Source organism: Kribbella sp. (genome assembly GCF_035655035.1).
Lineage (GTDB): Bacteria > Actinomycetota > Actinomycetes > Propionibacteriales > Kribbellaceae > Kribbella.
Genome location: NZ_DASRVN010000235.1, coordinates 1 through 21,646, shown reverse-complemented (window position 1 = coordinate 21,646; position 21,646 = coordinate 1). Strand labels below are relative to the sequence as shown.

The following is a 21,646-nucleotide window of genomic DNA, read 5'->3' as shown; positions in this document are numbered from 1 at the left end:
AAGGGCGAGGCGGCCCGTGCCGAGATCCTCGCCGAGCACCCGGACGCGCAGCTCGAGGTACGGCGGATCGACCTCGCCGACCTCGCCTCGGTGCAGGAGTTCGCCGAGCGGCTCGCTGCCGACGAGCAGCACCTGGACCTGCTGGTGAACAACGCCGGCGTGATGACGCCGCCGACCCGGCATGCCACCAAGGACGGCTTCGAGCTGCAGTTCGGGTCGAACTACCTCGGTCCGTTCGCGCTCACGGTCCGGTTGCTGCCGCTGATCCTGGCCGCCCCGGCGCCGCGGATCGCCACCATGTCGAGCGGCGCGGCGTACCTGGGGAAGATCGACTTCGACGACCTCCAGTGGCAGAGCCGGCGGTACCGCCGGACCGCGTCGTACGCGCAGTCCAAGCTCGCCGACCTGATGCTCAGCAACCACCTGGCGAAGCTGTCGGTCGACCACGGCTGGGGCCTCGTCAGCGTCGCGGCGCATCCCGGCTACACGCGGACCAACCTGCAGACGGCCGGTGCCGCCCTCGGCCGGGAGCGGCCGTCGACGCTCAACCGGCTGATGATGCGCTACAACCCGCTGCCGAAGCAGGACGTGGAGACCGGCACCGAGCCGCTGCTGTTCGCGGCCGCCGACCCTGCGGCCAAGTCCGGCGAGTACTACGGGCCGGATGGCGTCTTCGGCCTGGTCGGCAAGACCACGCTGGTCCGCAACCCGAAGACCGCGACCGACCCGGCCACCAACGCCCGCCTCTGGCAGGTCTCCGAGACCCTGACGGGAGTCGCGCTGCCCTCTATGCTGCGGAAGTGAGCGAGTGGTCCAGTGGGGGAATCTACGAGTCGTACGTCGGCCGGTGGAGCCGTCTGGTCGCGGCTGAGTTCATCGGCTGGCTGGAGCAACCGCCAGGACAGCGTTGGCTGGACGTCGGCTGCGGTACGGGCGCGCTGACCAGCACGATCCTGGGTACGGCGGACCCGGCCGCGGTGCTCGGTGTCGACCCGTCGGAGGGCTTCGTCGAGTACGCGCGGCAGACCGTCGACGACCCGCGGGCAACCTTCGAGGTAAGGTCCGCGGCCGAGCTGCCGGACGGCCCGTACGACGTGGTGGTCGCCGGGCTGGTGCTGAACTTCGTACCGAAGCGGGTCGAGGCGCTGCGCCGGATGCGTGAGATCGGTACGACGGTTGCGGTCTACGTCTGGGACTACGCGGGCGGGATGCAGCTGATGCGGTACTTCTTCGACGCGATGACCGAGATCCGCCCGCAGGACCGCGAGGTCGACGAGGGGCGGCGGTTCCCGTTCTGTACGGCGGAAGGGCTCGAGCGGCTGTTCGGCGAGGCCGGCTTCGCGGACGTGCGGACGCGGGAGATCGTCGTACCGACGGTGTTCGCGTCGTTCGACGACTACTGGCAACCGTTCCTCGGCGGCCAGGGCGTGGCACCGGCGTACCTGCGCAGCCTGGACGTCACGGACCAGGAGGCGCTCCGGGACGCCGTACGCGAGCGTCTGCCGATCGCAGCAGACGGCTCGATCAGGCTGACTGCCCGCGCGTGGGCTGCTGCGGGTTGAGGTAGCCGTACAGCAGGTCGTCGGTCCACTCGCCCTTGAACCACGTGTGCGACAGCCGTAGACCCTCGCGAGTGAAGCCGACACGCTCCAGCAGCAGGGCCGACGCGGTGTTGCGGGCGTCGCACTCGGCGGAGACCTTGTGCAGTGCACGATCCACGAAGAGGTACTGCAGCAGACCGCGGACCGCCTCGGACGCGTACCCCTGACCCTGGTACTCGGTCGCGAACGTGAACCCGATGTCGGCCTGCATCAGGTTCTCGTGCAGGTTCACACCGAGATCCCCGATCAGTACGCCGTCCAGCGCGACCGCGTACTGGAACCAGCCGGCCGCCTCCGGGTCGGCCTGCGCGAAGCGTTCCACCTGTTGCTGCGCGTCGGCGAGCGACACCGGCGCCTCCCAGCCCTGGAAATGAGCGACGGCCGGATCCGAGCGGTACGCCGCGAACCGCTCGGCATCCGCGGACGAGAAGCGGCGGACGGTCAGCCGCTCGGTGCGCACGAACATCCGGTCATCATGTCAAGAAACGGCGTTCGGCTCCGTCCTGGTGGTGAGAGGAGAGCGCCGATGAAGTTTCTGGTGATTCTGCAGGGTGGTGGTGATCCGCGGCTGCCGCGGCACGAGTTCGAGCGGGCCGCCGGGGACGCAGGCGAACTCGTGTCCGGCGAGCTGCTCGCCGACGCACAGTTGTCCGTCCGGCTTCCGGCCGGCGAACCCTCCCGGATCGACGGGTACTACGTGATCGACGTCGAGGACCGCGACCGCGCCGTCGAACTCGCCTGTCTCCTCCCGGACGCGCACACGACCGGCCGCTCGGTCGAGATCCGTGCGCTGATGCATCCGGCCGCCGCGGATGTCTAGACCACGTCGAACCACAAGCTGGTCGCCAACGGGGTTTCGGTGACGCTGCGGCGGTGCAGGCGGACCGTACGGCCGCCGGGGTGTTCGAACAGGCGGGTGCCGTCGCCGAGCATCACCGGGGCGTAGAGCACCAGGACCTCGTCCAGTTCGCCCGCCTCGATGCACTGCTTGGCGACGGTCGCGCCCATCACGTTGACGTACCTCTCACCGGCCGCCTCCTTGGCGGCGGCGAGCGCCTTCGCGAAGTCGTCGACGTACGTCACGCCGGGCCGCGAGTTCGCCGGCAGGCGGTGCGTGACGACGTACTCCGGCCCGTCGTAGCCGCCGCCGAACGCCTCGCCCTCGTTCGGCTCGCCCTTGTGCGGGTCGTCGCCGTCGTGCGTCCGGCGGCCGACGAGCAGCGCGCCGATCCGCGGCACCAGCTCGTCGACCTCCGGGTTCGGGCCGAGGTACGGGCGCATCCACTGCATGTCGCCGCCCGGTCCGGTGATGAAGCCGTCCACCGACAGCGTCACGGAGTACAGCACCTTCGCCATGGTCGTTCCTCTCGTTCGGGATGTCCTGGTTGAGACGAGCGACGGCCGGAAAACTCATCGCCATCCGGTCCGGACCGGTCCATCATGGGGGCTACATGACAGCTCAGGTGCCGTGGATCGAAGTCGCGTGCGACGAGTCGGGGTTCTCCGGAACCAACCTGCTGGATCCCGCCTCGCCGGTCATCACGCACGCGAGCGTCGCCCTCGACCTACCCCAGGCCGCCGAGATCATCGCCGTACTGCGCACCAGTCTGCGCCGGAGTTCGGAGTACAAGTCCAACCAACTGCTGCGCCCCGAGCAGCGGCCCGCGCTGGAGTGGTTGCTGACCAGGTTGCGCGGGCAGGCGCACGTACACGCCATCGACAAGACCGCGTACGTCGCCGCGCGCGTGTTCGAGCTGTTCACCGAGGAGCCGACGTACGGCGCGGGCACCAGCCTCGGGTCGGACCACGCGGAGGACGCTGCGGCGCTGCGGCACCGGACCGGGTTCCTCGCGGCGTTCGTGGAACTCACCCGGACGAAGCGGGTGCGGCTGATGGACCACGCGGCGGTCGACCGGTTCTTCGCGACGATGCCGGCCGACGTACCTGCGCTGCGGGCAGTGACCCGTGCCCGGGTCGAGACGGTGATGCAGCGGCTCATCGACGAGGACCCGGAGCTCCCGCCGCCGCTGGAGCCGCTGGTCCCGGCGCTCGCCGAGACGGTGCTGTACTGGAGCGCCGGTGGTCGTCCGGTCTCCGTCGTGCACGACGAGCAGAGTGCGTTGACACCGGGACGGGTTGCGCGAGTGGGCGCGTTCCTGGCGTCCCGCGTGCAGCCGGCGCCGCTGCGGTCGTTCGCCCAGGTCGACTCGCGGGACGATCCGCGGGTCCAGGTGGCCGACTTCCTGGCCGGGATCGCACGTCGCCGGAGGCCGGACCTGCTGGAGCTCTTGGAGCCCTATACGCGTACTACGGCGCCTTGGGCGGCCACGAAGTCCTCCCAGGTGTGAGTGCCGACCGTAGCTCCGGTGAGCGTGAGGTTGTCGCCTGCGCGGTACACCTTGCCCGCCTTGCCGGGGACCCGAATCGGCAGCGACAGCCGACGCTTGCCAGTGGCCTGCAGGTAGTCGTGGGCCAGCTCCGGCAGCGTGTAGACCTTCGGCCCGACCAGATCGGCGACCAGGCCTTGCGGCTCGCCGAGTACCAGCTCGGCCAGCCGCGCGGCCACGTCCCGGCCGTCGACCGGCTGGAACCGGATCCCGCCCGGCATCGGCATCACCGGCAGCTTCGCCATCGCCTGCACCGTCGTCCAGGCGAATTCGTGCAGCTGTGCGACCCGCAGTACGGTCGACGGGACCTTCGAGTTGCGGACTGCCTGCTCGGCGCCCAGCTTCGACTTGAAGTAGCCGAACGGCAGCTGGTCGACCGCCGTCACCGAGATGTGCACGAGGTGCGCGACCTTCGCCCGCTCGGCTGCCTTGACCAGGTTGGCCGTCGTGACCTCGTCGCCCTTCGGAGCGCCGGCCAGGTGCAGGACCACGTCCACACCGTCCAGGGCGGCGTCCAGGCCGTCACCGGTCAGCAGGTCGACGGCCAGGTACTCAACGCCGTCGCCGCGGTCACTGGCATGCCTGCTGAGGACCCGGACGTTGCAACCGGCCGCCTTGAGCAGCGGCACGACCTGCTGGCCGATCCGTCCGGTTCCGCCTGTTACCAGCACTGTGCTCATGGTCTTCCACTCCGTTCCTGGGGGTCTTGTAACGCTGACGGAGCCCAGCGGGTTGAGTGTGACCGGATGTGAGCTGGAATACATCCAGGCAAAATGTCGAGGGCATGTCAGCGCCTCCGACGTCCGGGGTGTATCGGCACAACACTGGAGGTTCTGAGATGAAGTACGTGGTCCTGATCCACTCCAACCCGCAGCCGTGGGGACACCCGACGATCGACTTCACCGAGGTCGGCCGGGCCATCCCGGCCGACGAGCGGGCGGCGATGGGCAAGGAGTTCGACGCGCTGCTCACCGAGCTGTCCGCGTCCGGCGAGCTGGTCAGCGGGATGGCGCTTGACGCGCCGTCGACCTCGCGGACCTACCGCTGGGAGGGCAAGAAGCCGGTCAGCACCGACGGCCCGTACGCCGAGTCGAAGGAGCAGCTCGCCGGGTTCTTCGTCCTGAACTGCGCCACCCGGGAGCGCGCGGAGGAGGTCGCCGCGAAGTTCGCGGGGCCGGGCGACGTGGTGGAACTGCGTCCGGAGATGGATTTCTGAGCGCGCTTGCGGACAGTTCCGCGCGGATGTGACGTACGTCGGATATTTCGAGTGACGTACGCCGTACCGCGGGCTCGGCCGGTCCAATAATCTTGGGGGCTTACCGAGAGTCAGGAGCGCGCCGTGACGACTGTCTTGCTGATGGGACCGCCCGGAGCGGGTAAGGGCACGCACGCGGGCCATCTGGCCGGACATCTCGGCGTACCGGTGATCTCCACCGGCGACCTCTTCCGGCGCAACATCGCCGAGGGGACGGAGCTCGGCCGGACCGCGCAGCGCTACCTCGACGCCGGGGAGTACGTCCCTGACGAGGTCACCAACGACATGGTCCGCAGCCGGCTCGCGGCGCCCGACGCCCGTCCGGGATTCGTCCTGGACGGGTATCCGCGGACCCTCGACCAGGCCGGCGTACTGGACCGGATCCTCGGCGCGCAAGGCCGTTCGCTGGACGCGGCCGTGGTGCTGAAGGTGCCGGTCGACGCGCTCGTCGGCCGGCTGCTCCGGCGCGCCGAGATCGAGCACCGCTCGGACGACACCGAGGAAGTCATCCGCCGACGCTTCGAGGTCTACCACGAGCAGACCGCGCCGCTGCTGGAGTTCTACTCCGCCCGCGGGATCGACCACGAGGTCGACGCCTCGCCGGACATCGACACCGTGCGGATCCACGTCCGCGAGGTCGCCGTTCAGCTCAAGACCGCGGCCTGAGTCTGTGGGAACAACTGCCGTTCGGGGCCAGTTGTCCTGAACATGCATGGTGAGTACAAGGTCCCGGGCGGGAAGCTGGTCGTCGCGGACCTGGACGTGGTGGACGACCGGGTGCGGTCGGCGCAGCTCTCCGGGGACTTCTTCCTCGAGCCGGACGACGCGCTGGAGCGGATCAACGGGGCGCTCGCCGGGCTACAGGTCGACACCGCGGCCGCGCAGATCGCGGCCCGGGTGCGCGGTGCGCTCGGCGACGGGGTCGAGATGCTCGGGTTCTCACCCGAGGCGGTCGCGGTCGCCGTACGGCGGGCCCTGACCGGGGCGACCGGGTGGCGCGACCACGCGTGGGAGTTCGTGCACGACGTACCGCGGGAGCCTGCGCTGCAGATGGCGCTCGACGAGGTACTGACCGAGCAGGTCGGTTCGGGGGAGCGGCCGCCGACGCTGCGGGTCTGGGAGTGGGCGTCGAACGCGGTCATCATCGGCAGCTTCCAGTCCGTCCGCAACGAGGTCGACCTGGACGGCGCCGCGCGGAACGACGTCACGGTGGTACGCCGGATCAGCGGCGGCGGCGCGATGTTCGTGGAGCCGGGGAACACCATCACGTACTCGCTGTACGTCCCGGAATCGCTGGTGTCCGGCCTGTCGTTCGTCGAGTCGTACGCGTTCCTCGACGACTGGGTCATTGGCGCGCTCAACGATCTCGGGATCGCCGCGACGTACCAGCCGATCAACGACATCACGTCGCCGGCCGGGAAGATCGCCGGCGCCGCGCAGAAGCGGTTCGCCGGCGGCGCGGTGCTGCACCACGTGACGATGGCGTACGACATGGACGCCTCGAAGATGCTCGACGTACTGCGGATCGGCCGCGAGAAGCTGTCCGACAAGGGCACCACGAGCGCGAACAAACGCGTCGACCCGCTCCGCAGCCAGACCGGTCTCGAACGGGCTGACGTGATCTCGCGGATGGTCGGTACCTTCCGGAACCGCTACGGGCTGGCCGACGGCACGATCTCCGCGGACACCGTGGCGCTCGCCGAGGAGCGGGTGGCCGCGAAGTTCGGCACCGAGGAGTGGCTCACGCGGGTGCCGTGATCGGCACGGCGGTGCCGCGGAGGCTTACGCGGGTGCCGTGATCGGTACGGCGGTGCCGCTGACCCGGATGCGGCGGTCGTCGGGGCGGACCTCGACCGTGATCAGGCTCGGCCGGCCGAGGTCGTCGCCCTGGTGCAGCGTGATCGTCGGCTGCTCGCGGCCGATCTCCCGCAGGTACGCACCGAACGCGGCCGCGGCGGCACCGGTCGCCGGATCCTCGACCACACCACCGACCGGGAACGGGTCGCGGACATGGAAGACGGTCGGCGACTCCTGCCAGACGAGCTGCAACGTGGTCAGGTCGCGGTCGAGCATGTACCTGAAAAGCCCGTCGAAGTCGTAATCCAGCTCGGCCAGCCGCTCCCGGGTCCGGGTACTCAGCACGAGATGCCGGGCACCGGCGTACGCGATCCTCGGCGGCATCTCCGGGCTCAGGTCATCGGCGGACCAGTTGAGCAGGGCCAGCGCGCCCGGTACGTCGTCGGCGTCCTCAACATGCGGCTCGACGCTCGTCAGGGTGGCACGCAACTCCGCGTCAACGGCAACCGGCACAAGACCGGCCGCCGTCGAGAACACGATCTCACCCGGCCCGTCCCGCTCCGCCAGCGCAACCGCGGTCGCCACGGTCGCATGCCCACAGAACGAAACCTCAGCCTTGGGCGAGAAGTACCGCACCGGCTGCACGTCCGTCGCCGGCGCGGTCAGAAACGCAGTCTCGGAATACCCAACCTCACCAGCAATCACCTGCATCGCCAGGTCATCGAGCCCATGGGCGTCGAGCACCACCCCCGCCGGGTTCCCACCCGCCGGGTCGGAGGTGAAGGCCGCATACCGCAGTACCGTCGTCATGGCGCTATCCAATCACCGCGTCCAGTCCAGTTGCGCCTCCGGAATCCGCAGCCCCCGCCCGAATTCCTTCGCCGCTTCCCGCGCCGCGTGGTCCCACGCTCGTAGCGGAGCTGATCTGCCGACGTACCTTCAATCGCAATCCGACTGATTTTCCGCACCAGCAAGGGCACGTCGGCCAGCACGGTCCCGACCTTGAGACTCTCCAGAATCAACACACCGTCGTACATGCGCCGGACCCTACGGCCCGGCGCCGACAAGTTTCAGTGTTGCCAGCGGCGGCGGGAGATGCCGCTGAGCATGACGATCCAGAAGACGCCCCAGAGGAGCCAGGGGGCGGTGAGGGCGACCGAGCCGATCACCAGGCCGATCATCAGGAACGGGGCGATCATCAGGAACGCCGGGGGTGGGGTGGGGCGGCGGCGGAGGGTCGGTGGGACGGCCTGTACGGGTTGTAGCTGGCCTGACCTCGGGAGTTCGTCGAAGAGTTGCTCGAACTCGTCGGCGTACCGGGCCTTGGTCGCCCGTTCGCTCCGCTCCTCGAACTCCTCCTGCGTCAACCGCCCGGCGACGAAGTGCTCGCTGAGCATCGCGACCGCCTGGTCCCGCTCAACATCGCCGATCCGCACCCGCTTCCGCGGCACCTCATTCACCCGCGGCGCATCAGCCCCGCTCCCCGCCTCCCTCGAACTGTCAGCCAAACCCGCTTCCCACGCCCCGCCGGCCGAACCCGCGTCCCGCGAACTGTCAGCCGAGCCGGCTTCCCACGGCCTGCTGGCCGGGCCGGCTTCCCACGGTCTGGTGGGCGAGCCTGCTTCCCACGCACTGTCGGGCGCGGAGTTGCTGGTGGGGCCGGCGCCCGGGGTGGTTGTCGGGGGCTCGTTCCGGGGGTGGGCGTTGTCGGTGGGCTCGCTCCAGGCGGTGGCTCGCCAGTCGCCGGACCAGCCGTGGGCGTGCCAGTCGCCGCCCCAGTTGTGCTGGCGGGACCGGCCGCGGCCGCCGTCGTCGTCGAACCAGCCGTTCCAGCCTTCGTTCCAGTTCGGCCCGAAGGCCTGCCAGTCGCGCCGGCGGCGGCCGGCGGGACCGCCTCGGCGCCGGCGATCCCGGTCGGCGGCGCTCACGACGGCTCCTGCTCGGTGCCGTCGTCGGACTCGGCGAGGATCCCGTACAGCTTCCGGCGCAGCTCCACGACCGCCTCGCGGGCCTTCGCCTGCTGCTCCGGCGTACCGCTCGCCAGCACCTGCCACATGGCCGTCGCCACCTGCCCGAACAGCGGCTTGAACCCGTTCTCGTCGTCACCGGACGGCGCGCTCATCGCCTCCCACGGCGCGGACACCTCGTCCTGGTGCTCAGCGACGTACGCCCGGCCCTCGTCGGTCAGCCGGAACGTGCGCCGCCCGACCTCCGCGTCCGCCGTCACCAGGCCCTCGTCCTCGAGTTGCTGCAGGGTCGGGTAGATCGAGCCGGGGCTCGGCTTCCACACCCCGCCGCTGCGCTCGGCGATCACCTGGATGATGCCGTACCCGTTCATCGGCTGCTCGGCCAGTACGGCGAGGATCGCCGCGCGGACGTCCCCGCGCCGCGCCTTCGGCCCACGCCAGCGCGGCGGCGGCGTACCCCACGGCGGCGCGAACATCTGCCCGCCGCCGAACATCCCCCACTGCGGCCCGAACCCCTGGTGGTGCGCGCTGTGGCCCTGGTGCCCGCGGCGGCCGGTCATCGCCGCGCGCCACTCGTTCTTGAGGTCTTCGAGGGCGGCACAGTTCCGCCCGACCTCCCGCTCGAACTTCTGCTCGAACTTCCGCACGAAGTCCTGCCACGGGAACCCCGCGGCGTACGCCGATCCGGTCATCTCGACCACCCGTCCCTCACGAATGTGATTGCGATAGTTCGACGATATATCGCGAACCATCGCAACCCAAGGGTGTCACCGGGTGAAGCTGAGGTCCTTCACGGTCGCGTCCAGGACCACCGCGTTGTCCTGGATGCTGACCTGCGTCAGCTGGGCGTTGTACGGCAGCTGCGGGAGTTCGATCCCGCTCGCGAGCTTGTTCTTCAGCCCGTCCGCGATCGCCGGCGGGATGGAGCCGGACAGCTGCCCGAGCGTGATCGCGATCTTGCCGTTCTGGAGCTGCGGCTCGATCGGCACGTCGAGGTTGATCCCGTTCGACGCCAGCTTCGCGTGCAGCTTGCCGCCCTCCGCCACCATCGACAGGCCGGCGAGTCCGGTGGTCTTCACGGCCAGCCGGCCGAGCTCCCGCGGCGACATCCGGACCTGCATGTTGGTGGTACCGACGGTGACGGTCCCGCTCTGCTGGAACAGCAGCGATCTCGGTACGTGCACGTTGCTCATGTCGACCGTCAGCTTCTCGCCCGGGACCCTGGAGAAGGCCGGCTTGCCCATGGTCAGCGTGACCTTGGAGAAGTGCTGGTTGATCAGCTGCGGCAGGAACCCGAACCCGCCGATCTTCACCGAGGTGTCGGCCGAGCGGACCTGGTACTTCGCCGCCTCCTTCTGCGCCATCGACGCCAGCTGATTCTGCGCGACGACCGCCGCGATCCGGTCGACGGCGACCACCAGCACCACCAGTACCACCAGCGTCACGACGAGCCGGCGCAATCCCCGGCCCTGCCTGCTAGGACTCATTACTGCCCTTTCCGATCATTTCCCGGAGCGCGTCGTCGGTCGGCGCCGCTTCGATGCCGAAGGCAACCGTAGCCGCGGTCGAGTCGACCACGAACGGCCGCTGCCACTGGTACTGCATCTCCACCATCTCCCGCGCGGCCGGATCGACCAACCCGGCTAGCCGGAGTACCGCGGCGGGCATCGCGGCGACCCGCGCCGGCGGTGCACCCGCCAGTACGGCGGCACGGGTGGCGAGTTGACGTACCGACAGCGGCTCCGGTGTCGGTACGTGCCAGGCGCGGCCCCACGCGCTCTCGTCGTCGGCAACCGCTATCAGCGTCCGCGCGACGTCGCCGACGTACGTCCAGCTGTGCGGGGCGTCGAGGTTGCCCGGCAGCATCCCGCGCTTCCCGGCGACCACCTTCGGCAGCACGGTCACGCTGAACGGCGACACCGCGCCGGCGCCCAGGTAGTCGGACCCGCGGACTTCGGCGGTCCGGATCCGGCCCGCCTCGTGCGCGGCGAGCGCGTCGTTCCACAGTTGCGCCCGGATCCGCCCTTTCACGGTGTTCGGCCGCAGGGGGAGGTCTTCGGTCATCGGTCGGTCGACAGGCCCGTACCCGTACAGATTTCCGGTCGTGACCAGCACAGCCCCGGACGCCTCAGCCGCCGCGATCAGCGCCGCGCCGAGTGGCGGCCACTCCGTCGTCCACTTGTCGTACGCCGGTCCCGCACACGAGTAGATCGCCGTCGCGCCGTCGACGTACTGCGTCAGTCCGGCCTTGGCATCCGCCGCGATCAGCTCGGCCCCGTCCGGCCCGGTGCCCGAACGGGTGATCACCCGCACCTGCTCGCCGCGCGCCAGCAGGAGTCGCGCAACGACGCTCCCGACCGCACCAGCACCTACTACGACCTGCACCCGATTCCCTTCCAGCCGACCAGGCCCACACAGTACCGATCAAACAGCCTGCGTATTCGCGGGAGCTGAAGGTCCTCTCAGGTTGAGTGGTTCCCGACGGCCGGCGGCCACCGGTACGCGATCCAATCGCCCCAGGTCGCGAAGCCGTCCGGCGGATCGCCCACCGGGTCACTCCCGTCGAGCTCGCCCGCCGTCGGTACGTCGAACCGCGCCGCCCAGGAGGCAAGCTCCGCGTCGGAGATCGGCCAGGTGTCCTGCGGCCGCTCCGCCAACCGCCGGTCCAGCCGCCGCCGCTGCTCGTCCACCGGCACCTCGAAGTACCGCACCTCGACCGCCGCCCCGACCTCCGCCGCCGCCTGCCGCAACGCGTCCCGCTCCGCCCGGCTCCACAACCCGAAGTCGATCACCACGCTCGCCCCGAGCTCCAGCACCCGCAACCCGATCCGAATCAACCGCCCCTCAATGACATCCGACACCACCTCCGGATTGTCATCCCCGTACAACGCCTTCACCCACTCGTCCTTCGTCAACCGCAACGCCCCCCACTCAGCCTCCACCCACCGCGCATAAGTGGTCTTCCCAACCCCAGGCAACCCAACAGTCAAAAACAACGTCGGCCCGTCGCCGCGCAGGATGGACATGCCCACCACGGTAGGCATCCACCAGGGCAGGCTGCCGCCTAGGCGAACGCCAGAACAGAGCAGAGGGCTTCGGCGCGAGGGGGTCGCGCCGAAGCCCTTGGTGGGTTAGCGGTGGGGGGCCGGGGTGAGGGGGAAGACCGGCAGGATGTTTCGCTTCCAGGTGAAGTTGGTGACGCCGGCCAGCGAGGTGTACCAGGCCACGACGGCGGTCACCAGGCCGAGCCAGCCGCCGATCTGCGTCATGGTCGACGAGGGCGCCCATGCCCCGATCGTCAGGAAGAGGAACGTGAGCGTCAGGAACACGAAGACGGCCAGCACCGCGGCGTTGACCCGTGCCGCGGCCACCGTCATGTAGGCCGTGAAGATCGTCCACACCAGCAGGAACAACCCGGTCGCGGTCGACGCGTTCGCTCCGAGCCCTGGTGCGACGAACTTGACGTACGCCGCGAACGACAACCAGAACGCCCCGAACGAGGTGAACGCCAGCGCGCCGAACGTGTTGCCCTTCCGGAACTCCCACATCCCGGCCAGGAACTGCGCGAGCCCGCCGTAGAACAGGGCGAGCGGCAGCACCACGGCTTCGAGTGTGGTGTTGCTGATCAGCTTGGCGTTGAACCAGCTGAGGACGAAGGTCGTCATCGCGAACCCGGCCAGCCCCAGCGGCGCGGGATCGGCAATGACCGCACTCGGCTCGACTTGCTGCGGGGCCGGCGCTACGACGTCCGAACCCTGCGCTTGAACTGCTGCACCTCTCTGTGTGTCTGCCATCACAACTCCTTCTCGCGGACCGGCTACACGCGCCATCCAATGTGTGACGTACAACTCAGCGTAGTCCGACAATGCGAGAATCCACCCGCCGATCGACGATCAGACAGGCGTGGGCCGTGCACAGCGCGGGCACCAGCTGGCCGGCGCCGCCCATTTCCCGGCGCAGTACCGGCAGTAGTACCGGCGCGCCCACCAGACAACGGCCAGCGTCGGCACACTGACGGTGAGTACCAGTCCGGCCACCAGGAGCGCCGGAACGGCCAGCAGATCACCCAGAGCTACGAACATCACTCCGAGCACGACCCCGAAGGACAGCCCGAGTACTACGTGCAGCGACGCGACACCACCCTGCCGCATCCCGGCGAGACGGTGATCGAGCTTCGGATCCTCCGCCCGCAGCGCACGTTCCAGTACGACCAGCTTCTGCTGCTCGTCGTCACTCAGCTTCACTCGAGGCCTCCTCACTACACCTGGTGCCCCCGGCAGGATTCGAACCTGCGACGCACGGTTTAGGAAACCGACGCTCTATCCCCTGAGCTACGGGGGCGCACGCGGGGACAGCTTAGCGGAGGTGGGAGGGGTCAGCCGGTCAGGGCGGTGACGCCTAGGTGGCCGGCGATCGAGTTGTAGCGCTCGGCGTAGAGGGTGGTGCAGCGGGAGGCGGCGCAGCCGGCGCCTGCGAAGGCGATGCCGCGGATGGTGGCGGAGTTGCTGCCGCGGCGGCTGTAGACCGGGCCGCCGGAGTCGCCGCCGATGATCGCGACCAGGCCGCCGCGGGTGGCGCGGATGACGTACGTCGTGCAGCCGTCGGTGTCGCAGTAGCTGGCCGACGTGGAGCGGACCGTGAGGTTGCACACCGACGTACTGAAGCTCCCGGACTGGCAGACCACCGTGCCGACGCCGGGGTCGCCGCCGCCGGTCACGGTACGGGTGCTGGCGGTGTCACCGGGCCCGTCGGTCCAGATCTTCGCGCCGTACGAGCTGCCGGTGACCAGCGACTGGTCGTAGTCCGGGTAGTTCGTACGCAGCGTCGTGGTGCCGTAGTAGTTCGTGCCGGACTTCCACACCGTCCCCGGTCCGCCGCAGTGGCCGGCGGTGACCGAGCCGCGCTGGCCGTTCGACCGCCGTACGACGGAGAACCCGGCAGAGCAGTTCTTCAGCGCGGACGTGATCCGCGCTCCGCCCCAGTGCCCGCCCTTCGGGGTATCGCTGAGCCGCGACGTACGGGCGAGCGAACCGGCCACCAGTTGTACGCCGGACAGTTCGCGGAGGCCCGCGAGCGAGGCGGGGGAGGTGGTCGCCTGGTCGTACTCGACGACGACGTTCTCGCTGGCCGGATCCAGGTCGGCGGCGAACGTCGTACGGGCGGCGTCCCCGGACCAGGCGCGCTTGCCGACTGCCCGCCACGTGTCGGCGATCGCCTGCGCCGAGCGGCAGCTGCGCTCCACCTTGACCAGCTGCTTGCCGGCCGCGGGCAGGTTGCGGGCCATCGCCGACTGGTACTTGTTGCCGTCCATGTGCTCCGAGTCGACCACGACCTCGTACCCGGTGGTGGCCGAGCCGACCACGCCGATGACGCCCTGGCTGAGCCCGTACGGCAGGCCGGACGTCGGTCGGCCGGTGGCGTCGACCGGTTCCAGCGAGCGGACCGCGGCCGAGATGCCGTCGCCGAGCGACTCGCCGAGGGGGCGGGCGTCGGACGCGGACGTCGGCTGCGCGAGCCGGGTCGCCTCGGTCGAGCTCACACTCGGCTGCGCGTGAGAGCACGCCGCGGCGCCGGTCACCACGCCCGACGAGGGTGCGGTGACGGCGACTGCGCAGAGTGAGACTGAGCCGAGTGTGACCAGCGGGACGGTAACGGAGAGTCGCACGAAGCTCCCAAGATCGGTGGACCAACCACTAGATGGTCCGGTCAGGAACTCCGTTCCGTCAAGAGGCGATCACCGTCCGCGAGCAGATTCGACTACCGTGCGCGAGCGTAACTCGCAAGTCGAGTCCCGTCGGCGCCGAAGAACTGCAGTGTGTCGCCGCTGATCGCGACCCGCTTGGCCGCCGTCAGTACGCCGGTGTGCGGCACGTTGTCGCAGCCGATCATGTGCTGCGGCCCGGCCGTCGCACTGAACGCGCCACGCTGACCGATGCTGTACGTCCCTTGCAGCCCGTTGCAGCCGTCGGAACCGGTCCAGGTCCCGTTGGCCTTGAAGACGAGCACCGGGTCGTCCGGCCGGGCCATCTTCAGCGACGTGAAACCGGGCTTCTGCTGCATGCGCCAGGTGCCGGACACGGTCTGCGCGGTCAGAGGCTGCTCCGACGGCGTCGTCGCCGCGGACTGCGGTCCGCCGGCGACCGGTGGCTGGGCGGGCTTGTTCTGCGAGCCGGCCAGCCCGAAGGCGGTCACGGCGATCGCGGCCACCGCGACAGCGGCCGCTCCGGTGCCGATCCAGGTCCGGCGCTGTGCACGCCGGGCGCCGGTGGTGGCGCGCTCGGTCAGGTCCGCGCTCTGCGGCACGGTTGCCGCGGCGCGTTCGAAGGTACCCCGCAGGTCATCCTCGAGATCGGTGTTGCTCACTTCAGCCTCTCATCGACGCGTTGGGAGTCTCTTGATTTCCGTAGCGAGGCGAGTGCCCGGCTCGCGGTCGCGCGCACGGAGGACGGCTTGATGCCGAGCACGTCGGCGATCGTCTGGTCGTCGAGGTCCTGGTAGTAGCGCAGGACCAGCACGACCCGCTCACGGGCGGACAGCGTTGCCAGCGCGCGCCACAGGTCGTCGGAGTTCGCGATGTCGGTCGCGTGGTCCCGCACGGTGCGTTGCGGGTCCAGATCGGCCGTCGGCGCCTCGCTGAACGAGCGCCGCCGGGTCATCGACAGGTACTCGTTCACCAGGATCCGCCGCACGTAGTGGTGCGGGTCGTCCGCGCTGCGCACCTTCCGCCACTTGCGGAACGCCTGCAGCAACGCGATCTGCGCCAGGTCCTCCGCTCGCTGGTAGTCGCCGGAGACGGTGAACCCGAGGCGCACCAGTTCCTGTCCGCGGGCGGACACGTACTCCTCGAACTCCACTCGCCACTCCCTGGCTGGGCGTACAACTCCTCACACCTATTAGACGCATCGAGTCGTCCGGCTGCTGCAACCGTTGCCGCACAGTTCGATCTCTAGTCGAGCAGAAAGGTACGGACCGCCTGGCGGCCGCGTGGGTCGCGCTGCACGCTGTGGCCGCTGCCCGGGATGACCACCAACTGTGCCGAGCGGGCATGATCCTTCTCCCATCTGGACCAGTCCAGTGGGCAGAACAAATCGTTGCTCCCGTGCAGGATCAGCGTGCGGGGCAACAGTTCCTGCGCGGCCGGGTAGGTCGACACGCGGGCGGCCGGCCAGCGCAGGCAGCCCTGGATCATCAGCTGCTCGCGGGCGGTCGCCACGTCGTACGGGTACAGCCGCTTCGGGTCCAGGCGACGTACGGCGTCGTCGAGTGCTGCTTGGCGGTTGGGCTTGCCGGACCAGGGGAAGTGGAGGTCGGAGCAGAGCGTGGCCATGTGAAGTCCCGCGGAGAGCTGGTCGTAGGGCAGGCCATTGCTGGTCGTCCGCTGGAACAGCTCCTTCAAGGCGGACTCGTCGCCAGTACGTGCTGAGTGCAGGGCGGCTGGGATCCCCTGCAGCGTCGGGTTGACGGAGTTGAGGCTCGACACGGACAGCATCTCCATGAGGTCCGTCCCGCTCACACCGTGCTGCACCAGCCACGCCAGGTCCGCGATACACGTCTGGCAGGTCGCCCGTAGTACCTCGTTCGTTGCTGCCATCAGGTCGAGGCCCATCGGGTCAAAACCCTTGTGCGGTACGACGGAGTCCAGCACGAGCGCCTGTACGCGGTCCGGGTACTTCAGGCCGTACTGCTCCGCCGTGAAGCTCCCGTACGACGTGCCGTCGAGCGTGAGCCGGTCCACCTTGAGGAACTGGCGCAGCTGCTCGATGTCGTCGACGGTGTCCGGCGTGCCGTAGTACCCGACGCCGGAGCCGATCTGCTTGGCGCACTGGTCGACGGCCTCGGTGGGTGGGGTGAGGAAGTCAGATCCGCCCACGGTCTCTTGTAGAGCAGGGCAATTGAGACCGCCGGCCCCGGTGCCGCGCTGGTCGAACATGACCAGCCGGTACTCGCGCAGTACGTCCGGATCCACGTTGCGGCTGAGCGTGGGGATGGCGGGCTGGCCGGGGCCGCCGGTGAGTAGCAGGAGTACGCCGCGAGGAGCGTCGACGTTGTCGGCCGCGATCACCGGAAGGTCGAGCGAGGGTCCGTCGGGACGTGCGCGGTCGAGCGGGACGTGCAGCGTCGTACACGTGAATCCCTCGGCGCACGAGCCGTCCGCCGGCTGGTTGGCCGAGCAGGCCGTGCAGGCAGTGGAAGCCAGGACGAGCGCACAAAGCAGTCGGATCGTACGCATGCACCCTCCCCTCAGGCAGAGGGTGCATGCAGTGCGACCGGCACCGCAACCTGCCTCGCGGGTCGACCTCGAGAGGGACCCGCAAGGCAGGCGCGGCTCGACCCCACCCGGACGGCTTCGGGGGGCGCGTCCGTGACGGGGTCAGCGAAGACCGAGCGACTTGATCAGCTCGGCAGTCACCTGGCGGGGCGCCGGCAGTACGCCGGGCTTGCCCTGCCCTTCCAGAGAGGTCGCCACCAGGCGGTGGCAGCCGAAGGCCTCGGCGGTGAACGACAGGACGCCCCGGTCGTTGTCGGTGAACCGCAGGACGTAGGTCGGGCCGAGTTCCTTGGTGCAGACGCTCGGCTTCTTCGCGACGGGTTTCGCCGCGTTCACCAGCGCGAACAGTTCGGTTGCCTGCTTGCCGGTGCGCCTGGTGGTGACGGTCGCGTAGTTCTGCCCGGTCGCCTGCGCGTCGTACTGGCAGATCGTCACGCTCACCGGGACGAACTTCGAGGTGGCGACGCCCTGGCCCCAGACCACCTTCTCGGTGGCGGTGCGGACTGCGGCGATGGTGTTCGGGCAGTCGGTGCTCGGCTTGCCGCTGGGAGTGCTGGTGGGTGTGCTGGTGGGTGTGGGTGACGGGGTGTCCGTGGGCTGGGCGGCGGGCGGGGACGAGGCGTTCTCGGTGCCGCAGGCGGCGGCGATTCCGAGCACAGCCACGACGAGCGTCGCACCGATCAGGCCCCGTGTCCGTTGTGCACTCACGACTCGGTCCTTCCGGGTTGGCAAGGGCAACATGATGGTGGACCGGAGTCTCACCCGGGCGTGCCGGAACATCACGGCGGCGCGTCTATCCGGTCACGCCGCCCGATCGATCCGCAACCGAGGCACACCTGTAACGTCCACGCACTGGCCGCGCTCCCGACGCGTACGAGCTGCCGGTGTCCCCGTGCGCACCTAGGATGCTGTCTCGTGGCCAGGAAGAAGGCGAACGCGGACGCCGCCGCGCAGCGGGAGTGGGAGCTCGGTATCGACTGGGCGCGCTGGCTCCTGGCCGGCAACGCCCCGCAGCCGCTACGGGTGTACGGCGTGGTCCTGGAGCCGAACGAGTACGCCTACCTGCAGACCACCGCGCAGTACTCCCGGCTGTACGGCGGGAACGGGCGCTACACCACCAGCGGCGGATTCTTCATCGGCCGGCCGGGCATGGTGCTCGGCATGATGGCCGCCAACGCCGCGGTGAACGCGGGCCGCAAGGCCGCCGCCAAGCGTGACATGCAGGCGACCTGGCGGGACGTCCAGGAGCTTCCGGTGCTGGCCACCAACCTGCGGCTGATGTGCCACCTGCCGGCCAAGGGCTGGATGAGCTTCTACTACAGCGCGGTCCAGGAGTTCTACCCGGATACGGCGAACTGGATGATCACCTTCGGCTTCCAGAACGCCGTACCGTTGCGGATCGCCGGGCTGACCACGCCGACGCTGGCCGTACTCGCCGCGTGGTGCGTGCACGGAAACGGGCGCTGGCAGGGCGAGCCCGGGATCGCGCCGCTGGTCCAGGCCGCGCTCACCCCGCGCGGCCCGGACACCATCGGCGAGGTCCCGTACGACTCCACCGCCGAACTCCAGGACGACCGCCCGACCGACACCACCGCACCGGCCGGCAACACCAGCACCCCGGCCGGTGACGCCGGGACCCCGGCCGGTGACAGCGGGAACTACGCGACCGGCAACGCGTACGAGGATCTGATCCGCTCGAAACTCAATCCCGAAGACCGCCGCTGACTCGGTAATCTGGACGCATGACGAGCCCGTACGAAGACGACGAGCCGCTGCTGCCCGAGCAGACCCGCGACGACGACCCGCGCACCTGGGGCGACAACGACTTCGGCAGTGACGACGACGATCGCATCCTCAACGAGGTCCCTCCGCACCACGGATGACGATCTCGGTGCTCCTCGTCCACGGTGGCCTCTGGGACGCCATGGACGCCGAGGCGTTCTGGGGAAGGCCGGGCATCACCGCCGCCCTGACCACGGCGCTCGACCCGGACGGGGCCGGGCAGGTGGAGGTGCTAGCGCCCGACCGCCCGCAACGGCCCACCGGCTGGGACCTCGAGGTCGCCGCGCTCGCTGAACAGCTGGCGAAACGTTCCGGTCCGGTAAGGATCGTTGGGGGCTCCAATGGGTGTACGGCGGCTGTCCTGCTGGCGACGAGATTTCCGGAACTGGTCGACCGGTTGTTACTGGCCTGGCCCGCCACCGGCGACGACCCCGCCGGGAACGAGCGTGCCCGGGCCGGGATGATGAACCGCGGTTGTCCCGCGGGTGTCGCGGACGGACTGCTCAGGGGTGGGATTCTGCGCGGGGTCCCGGACTCCGAACTGGCCTCGCTGACCCGGATCCGGGTGGCGGTGCTGCCGTCGGTGCCGGAGAATCCGTCGCATCAGCGGAAGACGGTCGACGCGTTGCTGCGCTCGATCCGGGGGAGTCGCGAGCTGACCGGATGCGCCGAGCCACCGGCACCGGAATTCCCGGCGTCCCTGGATCAGCTGGTGCGAACGATCGTGGAGTTCGTCAACTGAGGGGATCAGCGTGGAGCTTCGGGGGTTCGACGACGGGTACGGGGTCCAGGTCGCGGGCTGGGCCGTGGACGAGAAGGAAGTCGCGCTGCTCTCCGGGCGGGTGGCCTACCCGTTCCCGGAGGAACTGCGGACGAGTTGGCGGAAGGCCGACGCGGACATCTACTCCTATCTGCTGTTCGACGGCGAACAGCCGATCGGGTACGGCGAGGTCTGGCTGGACGACGAGGAGGACGAGGTCGAACTCGCCCGGATCATCGTGGACCCGGCGGTCCGCGGCCGTGGCTTCGGCGGCGAACTGGTCCGGGCATTGCTCGGGCCGGCGCTGGACGCCGGGTACTCGGAGGTGTTCCTGCGGGTCCGTCCGGAGAACGCTCCGGCGATCCGCGCCTATCACCGCAGCGGCTTCGTCGACGTCCCCGCCGCGCTGATGGAGGAGTGGAACGACGGCCAGCCGGTCCCGTACCGCTGGATGCGCTACGCGGGCTGAGGCTGTGCTACCCGAGCGGCGAGCCGGGCCGGACCGAGAGCGGCGGCCGACACGGGCCAGAACGTGAAAACGGTCGTCGAAGGCGTAGACCGCGAGTTGCAGGTCGCATGCCTCCGGGTCTATCGGGGTGGCGCGGTAGCAGGCGGGTGCCGGCGAGCTCAGGGGCTGAGGATGGTTGCAGCCGCCTGCCTGGGCAGCCCGGGCTACCGGTCTACCTGCCGCGCGCGCAGCAGGTCGCGGATCTCGGTCAGCAACTCCTGGTCGGGGGTCATCGCCTCGGCCTCTACCTCCGGCTCCAGCCCGCGCTTGCGGCGCTCGTTGAGCTTGTTGAGCGGCAGCACGATGAAGAAGTAGACCGCCGCGGCGACGAACAAGAAGTTCAGAGCTGCCTGCACGATCATGCCGATGTGGAACTCGGCGCCGTTGACCTTGAAGAAGAACAGTTTGCTGGCGTCCGCCTTGCCGAAGATGGCTGCGACCAACGGGTTGATGAAGTTGTTCACGACGGCCGTGACGATCGTGCCGAACGCTGCGCCGATGACGACCGCGACCGCGAGGTCGACGACGTTGCCGCGCATGATGAATTCCTTGAAGCCCTTGAGCATTGTGGTGCCTCCACGAAGCGGGTGGTTGTACCCGGACAAGGTAGGGCCGCAAGGTCGCCCATGCGAGGGACCGCGCCGGACGGCGACGCATCGTGCCGTCGCAAACTCACACCGTGATCATCCGGTGTCCGGCGCCAGCGCCACGGTGATTCGGGAATTCGTACTGGCCTGGGCCAGTCGGGTCGCGACGTCGGGTCCGGTGGCGACCACGATCAGCGCCCCCGACGTCCCCGATCGGGGCGTCGGCAGGGCTACCACCGGAACGGAGCGGGCGAGCAGCCGGGCGGCGTCGGCGGTCGTGCCGACGGCGGCGTACAGGTTGAGGTGGTCGCCGACACGCAGCAGGGCGGTGATGTCGGCGTCGTCGATGTGGAACGGGTAGGCGACCGACCCGGGCGGCACGGCAGGTGGCGCCAGGAATCGGGCGTCGGTGAGCGGCTCACCGGCTCTGACCGGGCCGCTGAGCACCCTGGTGGTCAGCGCGCTGCCGGGTCTGGGCGCACCGGCGGGCACGGCGCCCGGAGGCAGCTCGACGGTCCGGAGGTCGGCGCGCGTCGGCGCGGCGCCGCCGGTGAGGTCACGCGCGGCGGCCAGCACCTCGACCGTCGGCGGTGGTGCGGGGGAGAGGGCGAGAAGTCCGAAGTACACCGCGGCCGCGGCGGTGGCGCCGGCCAGCAGCCGACGGTGCCACCGGGCGGCCCGGAGCAGGTCACGAAACAGCGAGGAGAAATTCATGCCGGGGAAAGTACGCGTT

The 21,646-nt window shown here is 69.6% G+C and carries 29 protein-coding genes and 1 tRNA gene; 11 read left to right on the top strand and 19 right to left on the bottom strand.

Annotated elements, in window-relative coordinates:
* A partial coding sequence (locus VFF46_RS13645; protein WP_325037473.1) for an SDR family NAD(P)-dependent oxidoreductase occupies window positions 1-804 on the top strand: 804 nt, incomplete at its 5' end.
* On the top strand, window positions 801-1,562 hold the full coding sequence (locus VFF46_RS13640) for a class I SAM-dependent methyltransferase (RefSeq protein WP_325037472.1): 762 nt from the start codon (window positions 801-803) through the stop codon (window positions 1,560-1,562). The genes VFF46_RS13645 and VFF46_RS13640, both read left to right, overlap by 4 nt.
* On the opposite strand, the gene VFF46_RS13635 is transcribed toward VFF46_RS13640, so the two are convergent.
* Complete coding sequence (locus VFF46_RS13635; RefSeq protein ID WP_325037471.1) at window positions 1,525-2,067, bottom strand: GNAT family N-acetyltransferase; 543 nt, start codon at window positions 2,065-2,067, stop codon at window positions 1,525-1,527. The genes VFF46_RS13640 and VFF46_RS13635 overlap by 38 nt on opposite strands.
* A 60-nt stretch (window positions 2,068-2,127) precedes the next feature.
* Here VFF46_RS13635 and VFF46_RS13630 point away from each other — a divergent pair, with 60 nt between their 5' ends.
* Entirely contained in the window at window positions 2,128-2,421 is a 294-nt protein-coding gene (locus VFF46_RS13630) for a hypothetical protein (RefSeq protein ID WP_325037470.1), read from the top strand.
* On the opposite strand, the gene VFF46_RS13625 is transcribed toward VFF46_RS13630, so the two are convergent.
* Window positions 2,418-2,957, bottom strand: coding sequence for a dihydrofolate reductase family protein (locus VFF46_RS13625; protein WP_325037469.1), 540 nt, complete (start codon window positions 2,955-2,957; stop codon window positions 2,418-2,420). The genes VFF46_RS13630 and VFF46_RS13625 overlap by 4 nt on opposite strands.
* A 95-nt stretch (window positions 2,958-3,052) precedes the next feature.
* Here VFF46_RS13625 and VFF46_RS13620 point away from each other — a divergent pair, with 95 nt between their 5' ends.
* Window positions 3,053-3,949 (top strand): hypothetical protein, encoded by an 897-nt coding sequence (locus tag VFF46_RS13620; RefSeq protein ID WP_325037468.1) that lies wholly within the window; start codon window positions 3,053-3,055, stop codon window positions 3,947-3,949.
* Here VFF46_RS13620 and VFF46_RS13615 read toward each other — a convergent pair.
* The gene (locus VFF46_RS13615; RefSeq protein ID WP_325037467.1) at window positions 3,898-4,668 is read right to left on the bottom strand and encodes an SDR family oxidoreductase; all 771 of its coding nucleotides are present in this window, start codon (window positions 4,666-4,668) and stop codon (window positions 3,898-3,900) included. The genes VFF46_RS13620 and VFF46_RS13615 overlap by 52 nt on opposite strands.
* A gap of 158 nt (window positions 4,669-4,826) precedes the next feature.
* Here VFF46_RS13615 and VFF46_RS13610 point away from each other — a divergent pair, with 158 nt between their 5' ends.
* From VFF46_RS13610 to VFF46_RS13600, 3 genes are all read left to right on the top strand, one after another.
* Window positions 4,827-5,204, top strand: a complete 378-nt coding sequence (locus VFF46_RS13610; protein WP_325037466.1) for a YciI family protein — start codon at window positions 4,827-4,829, stop codon at window positions 5,202-5,204.
* A 123-nt stretch (window positions 5,205-5,327) separates the two neighbouring features.
* On the top strand, window positions 5,328-5,909 hold the full coding sequence (locus VFF46_RS13605; protein ID WP_325037465.1) for an adenylate kinase: 582 nt from the start codon (window positions 5,328-5,330) through the stop codon (window positions 5,907-5,909).
* A 42-nt stretch (window positions 5,910-5,951) separates the two neighbouring features.
* Complete coding sequence (locus VFF46_RS13600) at window positions 5,952-7,001, top strand: biotin/lipoate A/B protein ligase family protein (RefSeq protein ID WP_325037464.1); 1,050 nt, start codon at window positions 5,952-5,954, stop codon at window positions 6,999-7,001.
* Between the two features lie 24 nt (window positions 7,002-7,025).
* On the opposite strand, the gene VFF46_RS13595 is transcribed toward VFF46_RS13600, so the two are convergent.
* From VFF46_RS13595 to VFF46_RS13530, 14 genes are all read right to left on the bottom strand, one after another.
* On the bottom strand, window positions 7,026-7,850 hold the full coding sequence (locus VFF46_RS13595; RefSeq protein WP_325037463.1) for a PhzF family phenazine biosynthesis isomerase: 825 nt from the start codon (window positions 7,848-7,850) through the stop codon (window positions 7,026-7,028).
* A 260-nt stretch (window positions 7,851-8,110) separates the two neighbouring features.
* Window positions 8,111-8,968: a DUF1707 domain-containing protein gene (locus tag VFF46_RS13590; protein ID WP_325037462.1), complete on the bottom strand. Its 858-nt coding sequence runs from the start codon at window positions 8,966-8,968 to the stop codon at window positions 8,111-8,113.
* Window positions 8,965-9,699, bottom strand: coding sequence for a PadR family transcriptional regulator (locus tag VFF46_RS13585; RefSeq protein WP_325037461.1), 735 nt, complete (start codon window positions 9,697-9,699; stop codon window positions 8,965-8,967). Before VFF46_RS13585 ends, VFF46_RS13590 begins: the two co-directional genes overlap by 4 nt.
* Window positions 9,700-9,774: 75 nt before the next feature.
* Window positions 9,775-10,494 (bottom strand): DUF2993 domain-containing protein, encoded by a 720-nt coding sequence (locus tag VFF46_RS13580; protein ID WP_325037460.1) that lies wholly within the window; start codon window positions 10,492-10,494, stop codon window positions 9,775-9,777.
* Complete coding sequence (locus tag VFF46_RS13575) at window positions 10,484-11,392, bottom strand: NAD-dependent epimerase/dehydratase family protein (RefSeq protein WP_325037459.1); 909 nt, start codon at window positions 11,390-11,392, stop codon at window positions 10,484-10,486. The genes VFF46_RS13580 and VFF46_RS13575 overlap by 11 nt, the downstream gene beginning before the upstream one ends.
* 77 nt (window positions 11,393-11,469) lie before the next feature.
* Window positions 11,470-12,033: an ATP-binding protein gene (locus tag VFF46_RS13570; protein WP_325037458.1), complete on the bottom strand. Its 564-nt coding sequence runs from the start codon at window positions 12,031-12,033 to the stop codon at window positions 11,470-11,472.
* A gap of 105 nt (window positions 12,034-12,138) precedes the next feature.
* Window positions 12,139-12,801 carry an acetate uptake transporter gene (locus VFF46_RS13565; RefSeq protein WP_325037457.1) on the bottom strand — a complete coding sequence of 221 codons (663 nt, stop codon included), beginning with the start codon at window positions 12,799-12,801 and terminating at the stop codon, window positions 12,139-12,141.
* A gap of 99 nt (window positions 12,802-12,900) precedes the next feature.
* Window positions 12,901-13,251: a DUF3040 domain-containing protein gene (locus VFF46_RS13560; protein WP_325037456.1), complete on the bottom strand. Its 351-nt coding sequence runs from the start codon at window positions 13,249-13,251 to the stop codon at window positions 12,901-12,903.
* Window positions 13,252-13,272: 21 nt separating this feature from the next.
* A tRNA-Arg gene (locus tag VFF46_RS13555) sits at window positions 13,273-13,348 on the bottom strand.
* 34 nt (window positions 13,349-13,382) lie between these two features.
* Complete coding sequence (locus VFF46_RS13550) at window positions 13,383-14,546, bottom strand: hypothetical protein (protein WP_325037455.1); 1,164 nt, start codon at window positions 14,544-14,546, stop codon at window positions 13,383-13,385.
* 218 nt (window positions 14,547-14,764) lie between these two features.
* Window positions 14,765-15,370: an META domain-containing protein gene (locus VFF46_RS13545; protein WP_325037454.1), complete on the bottom strand. Its 606-nt coding sequence runs from the start codon at window positions 15,368-15,370 to the stop codon at window positions 14,765-14,767.
* On the bottom strand, window positions 15,367-15,861 hold the full coding sequence (locus VFF46_RS13540) for a SigE family RNA polymerase sigma factor (RefSeq protein ID WP_325037453.1): 495 nt from the start codon (window positions 15,859-15,861) through the stop codon (window positions 15,367-15,369). Before VFF46_RS13540 ends, VFF46_RS13545 begins: the two co-directional genes overlap by 4 nt.
* A 92-nt stretch (window positions 15,862-15,953) precedes the next feature.
* A complete protein-coding gene (locus tag VFF46_RS13535) occupies window positions 15,954-17,237 on the bottom strand; it encodes an alpha/beta hydrolase (protein WP_325037452.1) in 1,284 nt (427 codons plus the stop codon).
* A gap of 141 nt (window positions 17,238-17,378) precedes the next feature.
* On the bottom strand, window positions 17,379-17,984 hold the full coding sequence (locus VFF46_RS13530) for a hypothetical protein (RefSeq protein WP_325037451.1): 606 nt from the start codon (window positions 17,982-17,984) through the stop codon (window positions 17,379-17,381).
* Between the two features lie 207 nt (window positions 17,985-18,191).
* Here VFF46_RS13530 and VFF46_RS13525 point away from each other — a divergent pair, with 207 nt between their 5' ends.
* The 4 genes from VFF46_RS13525 to VFF46_RS13510 are packed head-to-tail and all read left to right on the top strand — an operon-like array spanning window position 18,192 to window position 20,287.
* Entirely contained in the window at window positions 18,192-19,001 is an 810-nt protein-coding gene (locus VFF46_RS13525; RefSeq protein ID WP_325037450.1) for a hypothetical protein, read from the top strand.
* Between the two features lie 17 nt (window positions 19,002-19,018).
* Window positions 19,019-19,159, top strand: a complete 141-nt coding sequence (locus VFF46_RS13520; RefSeq protein WP_166679625.1) for a hypothetical protein — start codon at window positions 19,019-19,021, stop codon at window positions 19,157-19,159.
* Window positions 19,156-19,800: an alpha/beta hydrolase gene (locus VFF46_RS13515; protein WP_325037449.1), complete on the top strand. Its 645-nt coding sequence runs from the start codon at window positions 19,156-19,158 to the stop codon at window positions 19,798-19,800. Before VFF46_RS13520 ends, VFF46_RS13515 begins: the two co-directional genes overlap by 4 nt.
* Window positions 19,801-19,810: 10 nt before the next feature.
* On the top strand, window positions 19,811-20,287 hold the full coding sequence (locus VFF46_RS13510; RefSeq protein WP_325037448.1) for a GNAT family N-acetyltransferase: 477 nt from the start codon (window positions 19,811-19,813) through the stop codon (window positions 20,285-20,287).
* Between the two features lie 203 nt (window positions 20,288-20,490).
* Here the strand turns inward: VFF46_RS13510 and mscL are convergent, their stop codons facing one another.
* Together mscL and VFF46_RS13500 are read right to left on the bottom strand one after the other, a co-directional pair.
* Window positions 20,491-20,892 carry a large conductance mechanosensitive channel protein MscL gene (gene mscL, locus VFF46_RS13505; protein ID WP_325037447.1) on the bottom strand — a complete coding sequence of 134 codons (402 nt, stop codon included), beginning with the start codon at window positions 20,890-20,892 and terminating at the stop codon, window positions 20,491-20,493.
* A gap of 117 nt (window positions 20,893-21,009) precedes the next feature.
* Window positions 21,010-21,627, bottom strand: coding sequence for an SAF domain-containing protein (locus VFF46_RS13500; RefSeq protein WP_325037446.1), 618 nt, complete (start codon window positions 21,625-21,627; stop codon window positions 21,010-21,012).
* Between the last annotated feature and the right edge of the window lie 19 nt (window positions 21,628-21,646).

Bases quoted from the DNA above. Each gene is read 5' to 3' on its own strand.
- VFF46_RS13565 (WP_325037457.1), bottom strand. From the start codon at position 12,801: ATGGCAGACACACAGAGAGGTGCAGCAGTTCAAGCGCAGGGTTCGGAC.
- VFF46_RS13595 (WP_325037463.1), bottom strand. From the start codon at position 7,850: ATGACGACGGTACTGCGGTATGCGGCCTTCACCTCCGACCCGGCGGGT.
- mscL (WP_325037447.1), bottom strand. From the start codon at position 20,892: ATGCTCAAGGGCTTCAAGGAATTCATCATGCGCGGCAACGTCGTCGAC.
- VFF46_RS13600 (WP_325037464.1), top strand. From the start codon at position 5,952: ATGCATGGTGAGTACAAGGTCCCGGGCGGGAAGCTGGTCGTCGCGGAC.
- VFF46_RS13620 (WP_325037468.1), top strand. From the start codon at position 3,053: ATGACAGCTCAGGTGCCGTGGATCGAAGTCGCGTGCGACGAGTCGGGG.
- VFF46_RS13520 (WP_166679625.1), top strand. From the start codon at position 19,019: ATGACGAGCCCGTACGAAGACGACGAGCCGCTGCTGCCCGAGCAGACC.
- VFF46_RS13580 (WP_325037460.1), bottom strand. From the start codon at position 10,494: ATGAGTCCTAGCAGGCAGGGCCGGGGATTGCGCCGGCTCGTCGTGACG.
- VFF46_RS13625 (WP_325037469.1), bottom strand. From the start codon at position 2,957: ATGGCGAAGGTGCTGTACTCCGTGACGCTGTCGGTGGACGGCTTCATC.
- VFF46_RS13630 (WP_325037470.1), top strand. From the start codon at position 2,128: ATGAAGTTTCTGGTGATTCTGCAGGGTGGTGGTGATCCGCGGCTGCCG.
- VFF46_RS13535 (WP_325037452.1), bottom strand. From the start codon at position 17,237: ATGCGTACGATCCGACTGCTTTGTGCGCTCGTCCTGGCTTCCACTGCC.
- VFF46_RS13635 (WP_325037471.1), bottom strand. From the start codon at position 2,067: ATGTTCGTGCGCACCGAGCGGCTGACCGTCCGCCGCTTCTCGTCCGCG.
- VFF46_RS13585 (WP_325037461.1), bottom strand. From the start codon at position 9,699: ATGACCGGATCGGCGTACGCCGCGGGGTTCCCGTGGCAGGACTTCGTG.
- VFF46_RS13610 (WP_325037466.1), top strand. From the start codon at position 4,827: ATGAAGTACGTGGTCCTGATCCACTCCAACCCGCAGCCGTGGGGACAC.
- VFF46_RS13515 (WP_325037449.1), top strand. From the start codon at position 19,156: ATGACGATCTCGGTGCTCCTCGTCCACGGTGGCCTCTGGGACGCCATG.
- VFF46_RS13615 (WP_325037467.1), bottom strand. From the start codon at position 4,668: ATGAGCACAGTGCTGGTAACAGGCGGAACCGGACGGATCGGCCAGCAG.
- VFF46_RS13500 (WP_325037446.1), bottom strand. From the start codon at position 21,627: ATGAATTTCTCCTCGCTGTTTCGTGACCTGCTCCGGGCCGCCCGGTGG.
- VFF46_RS13570 (WP_325037458.1), bottom strand. From the start codon at position 12,033: ATGTCCATCCTGCGCGGCGACGGGCCGACGTTGTTTTTGACTGTTGGG.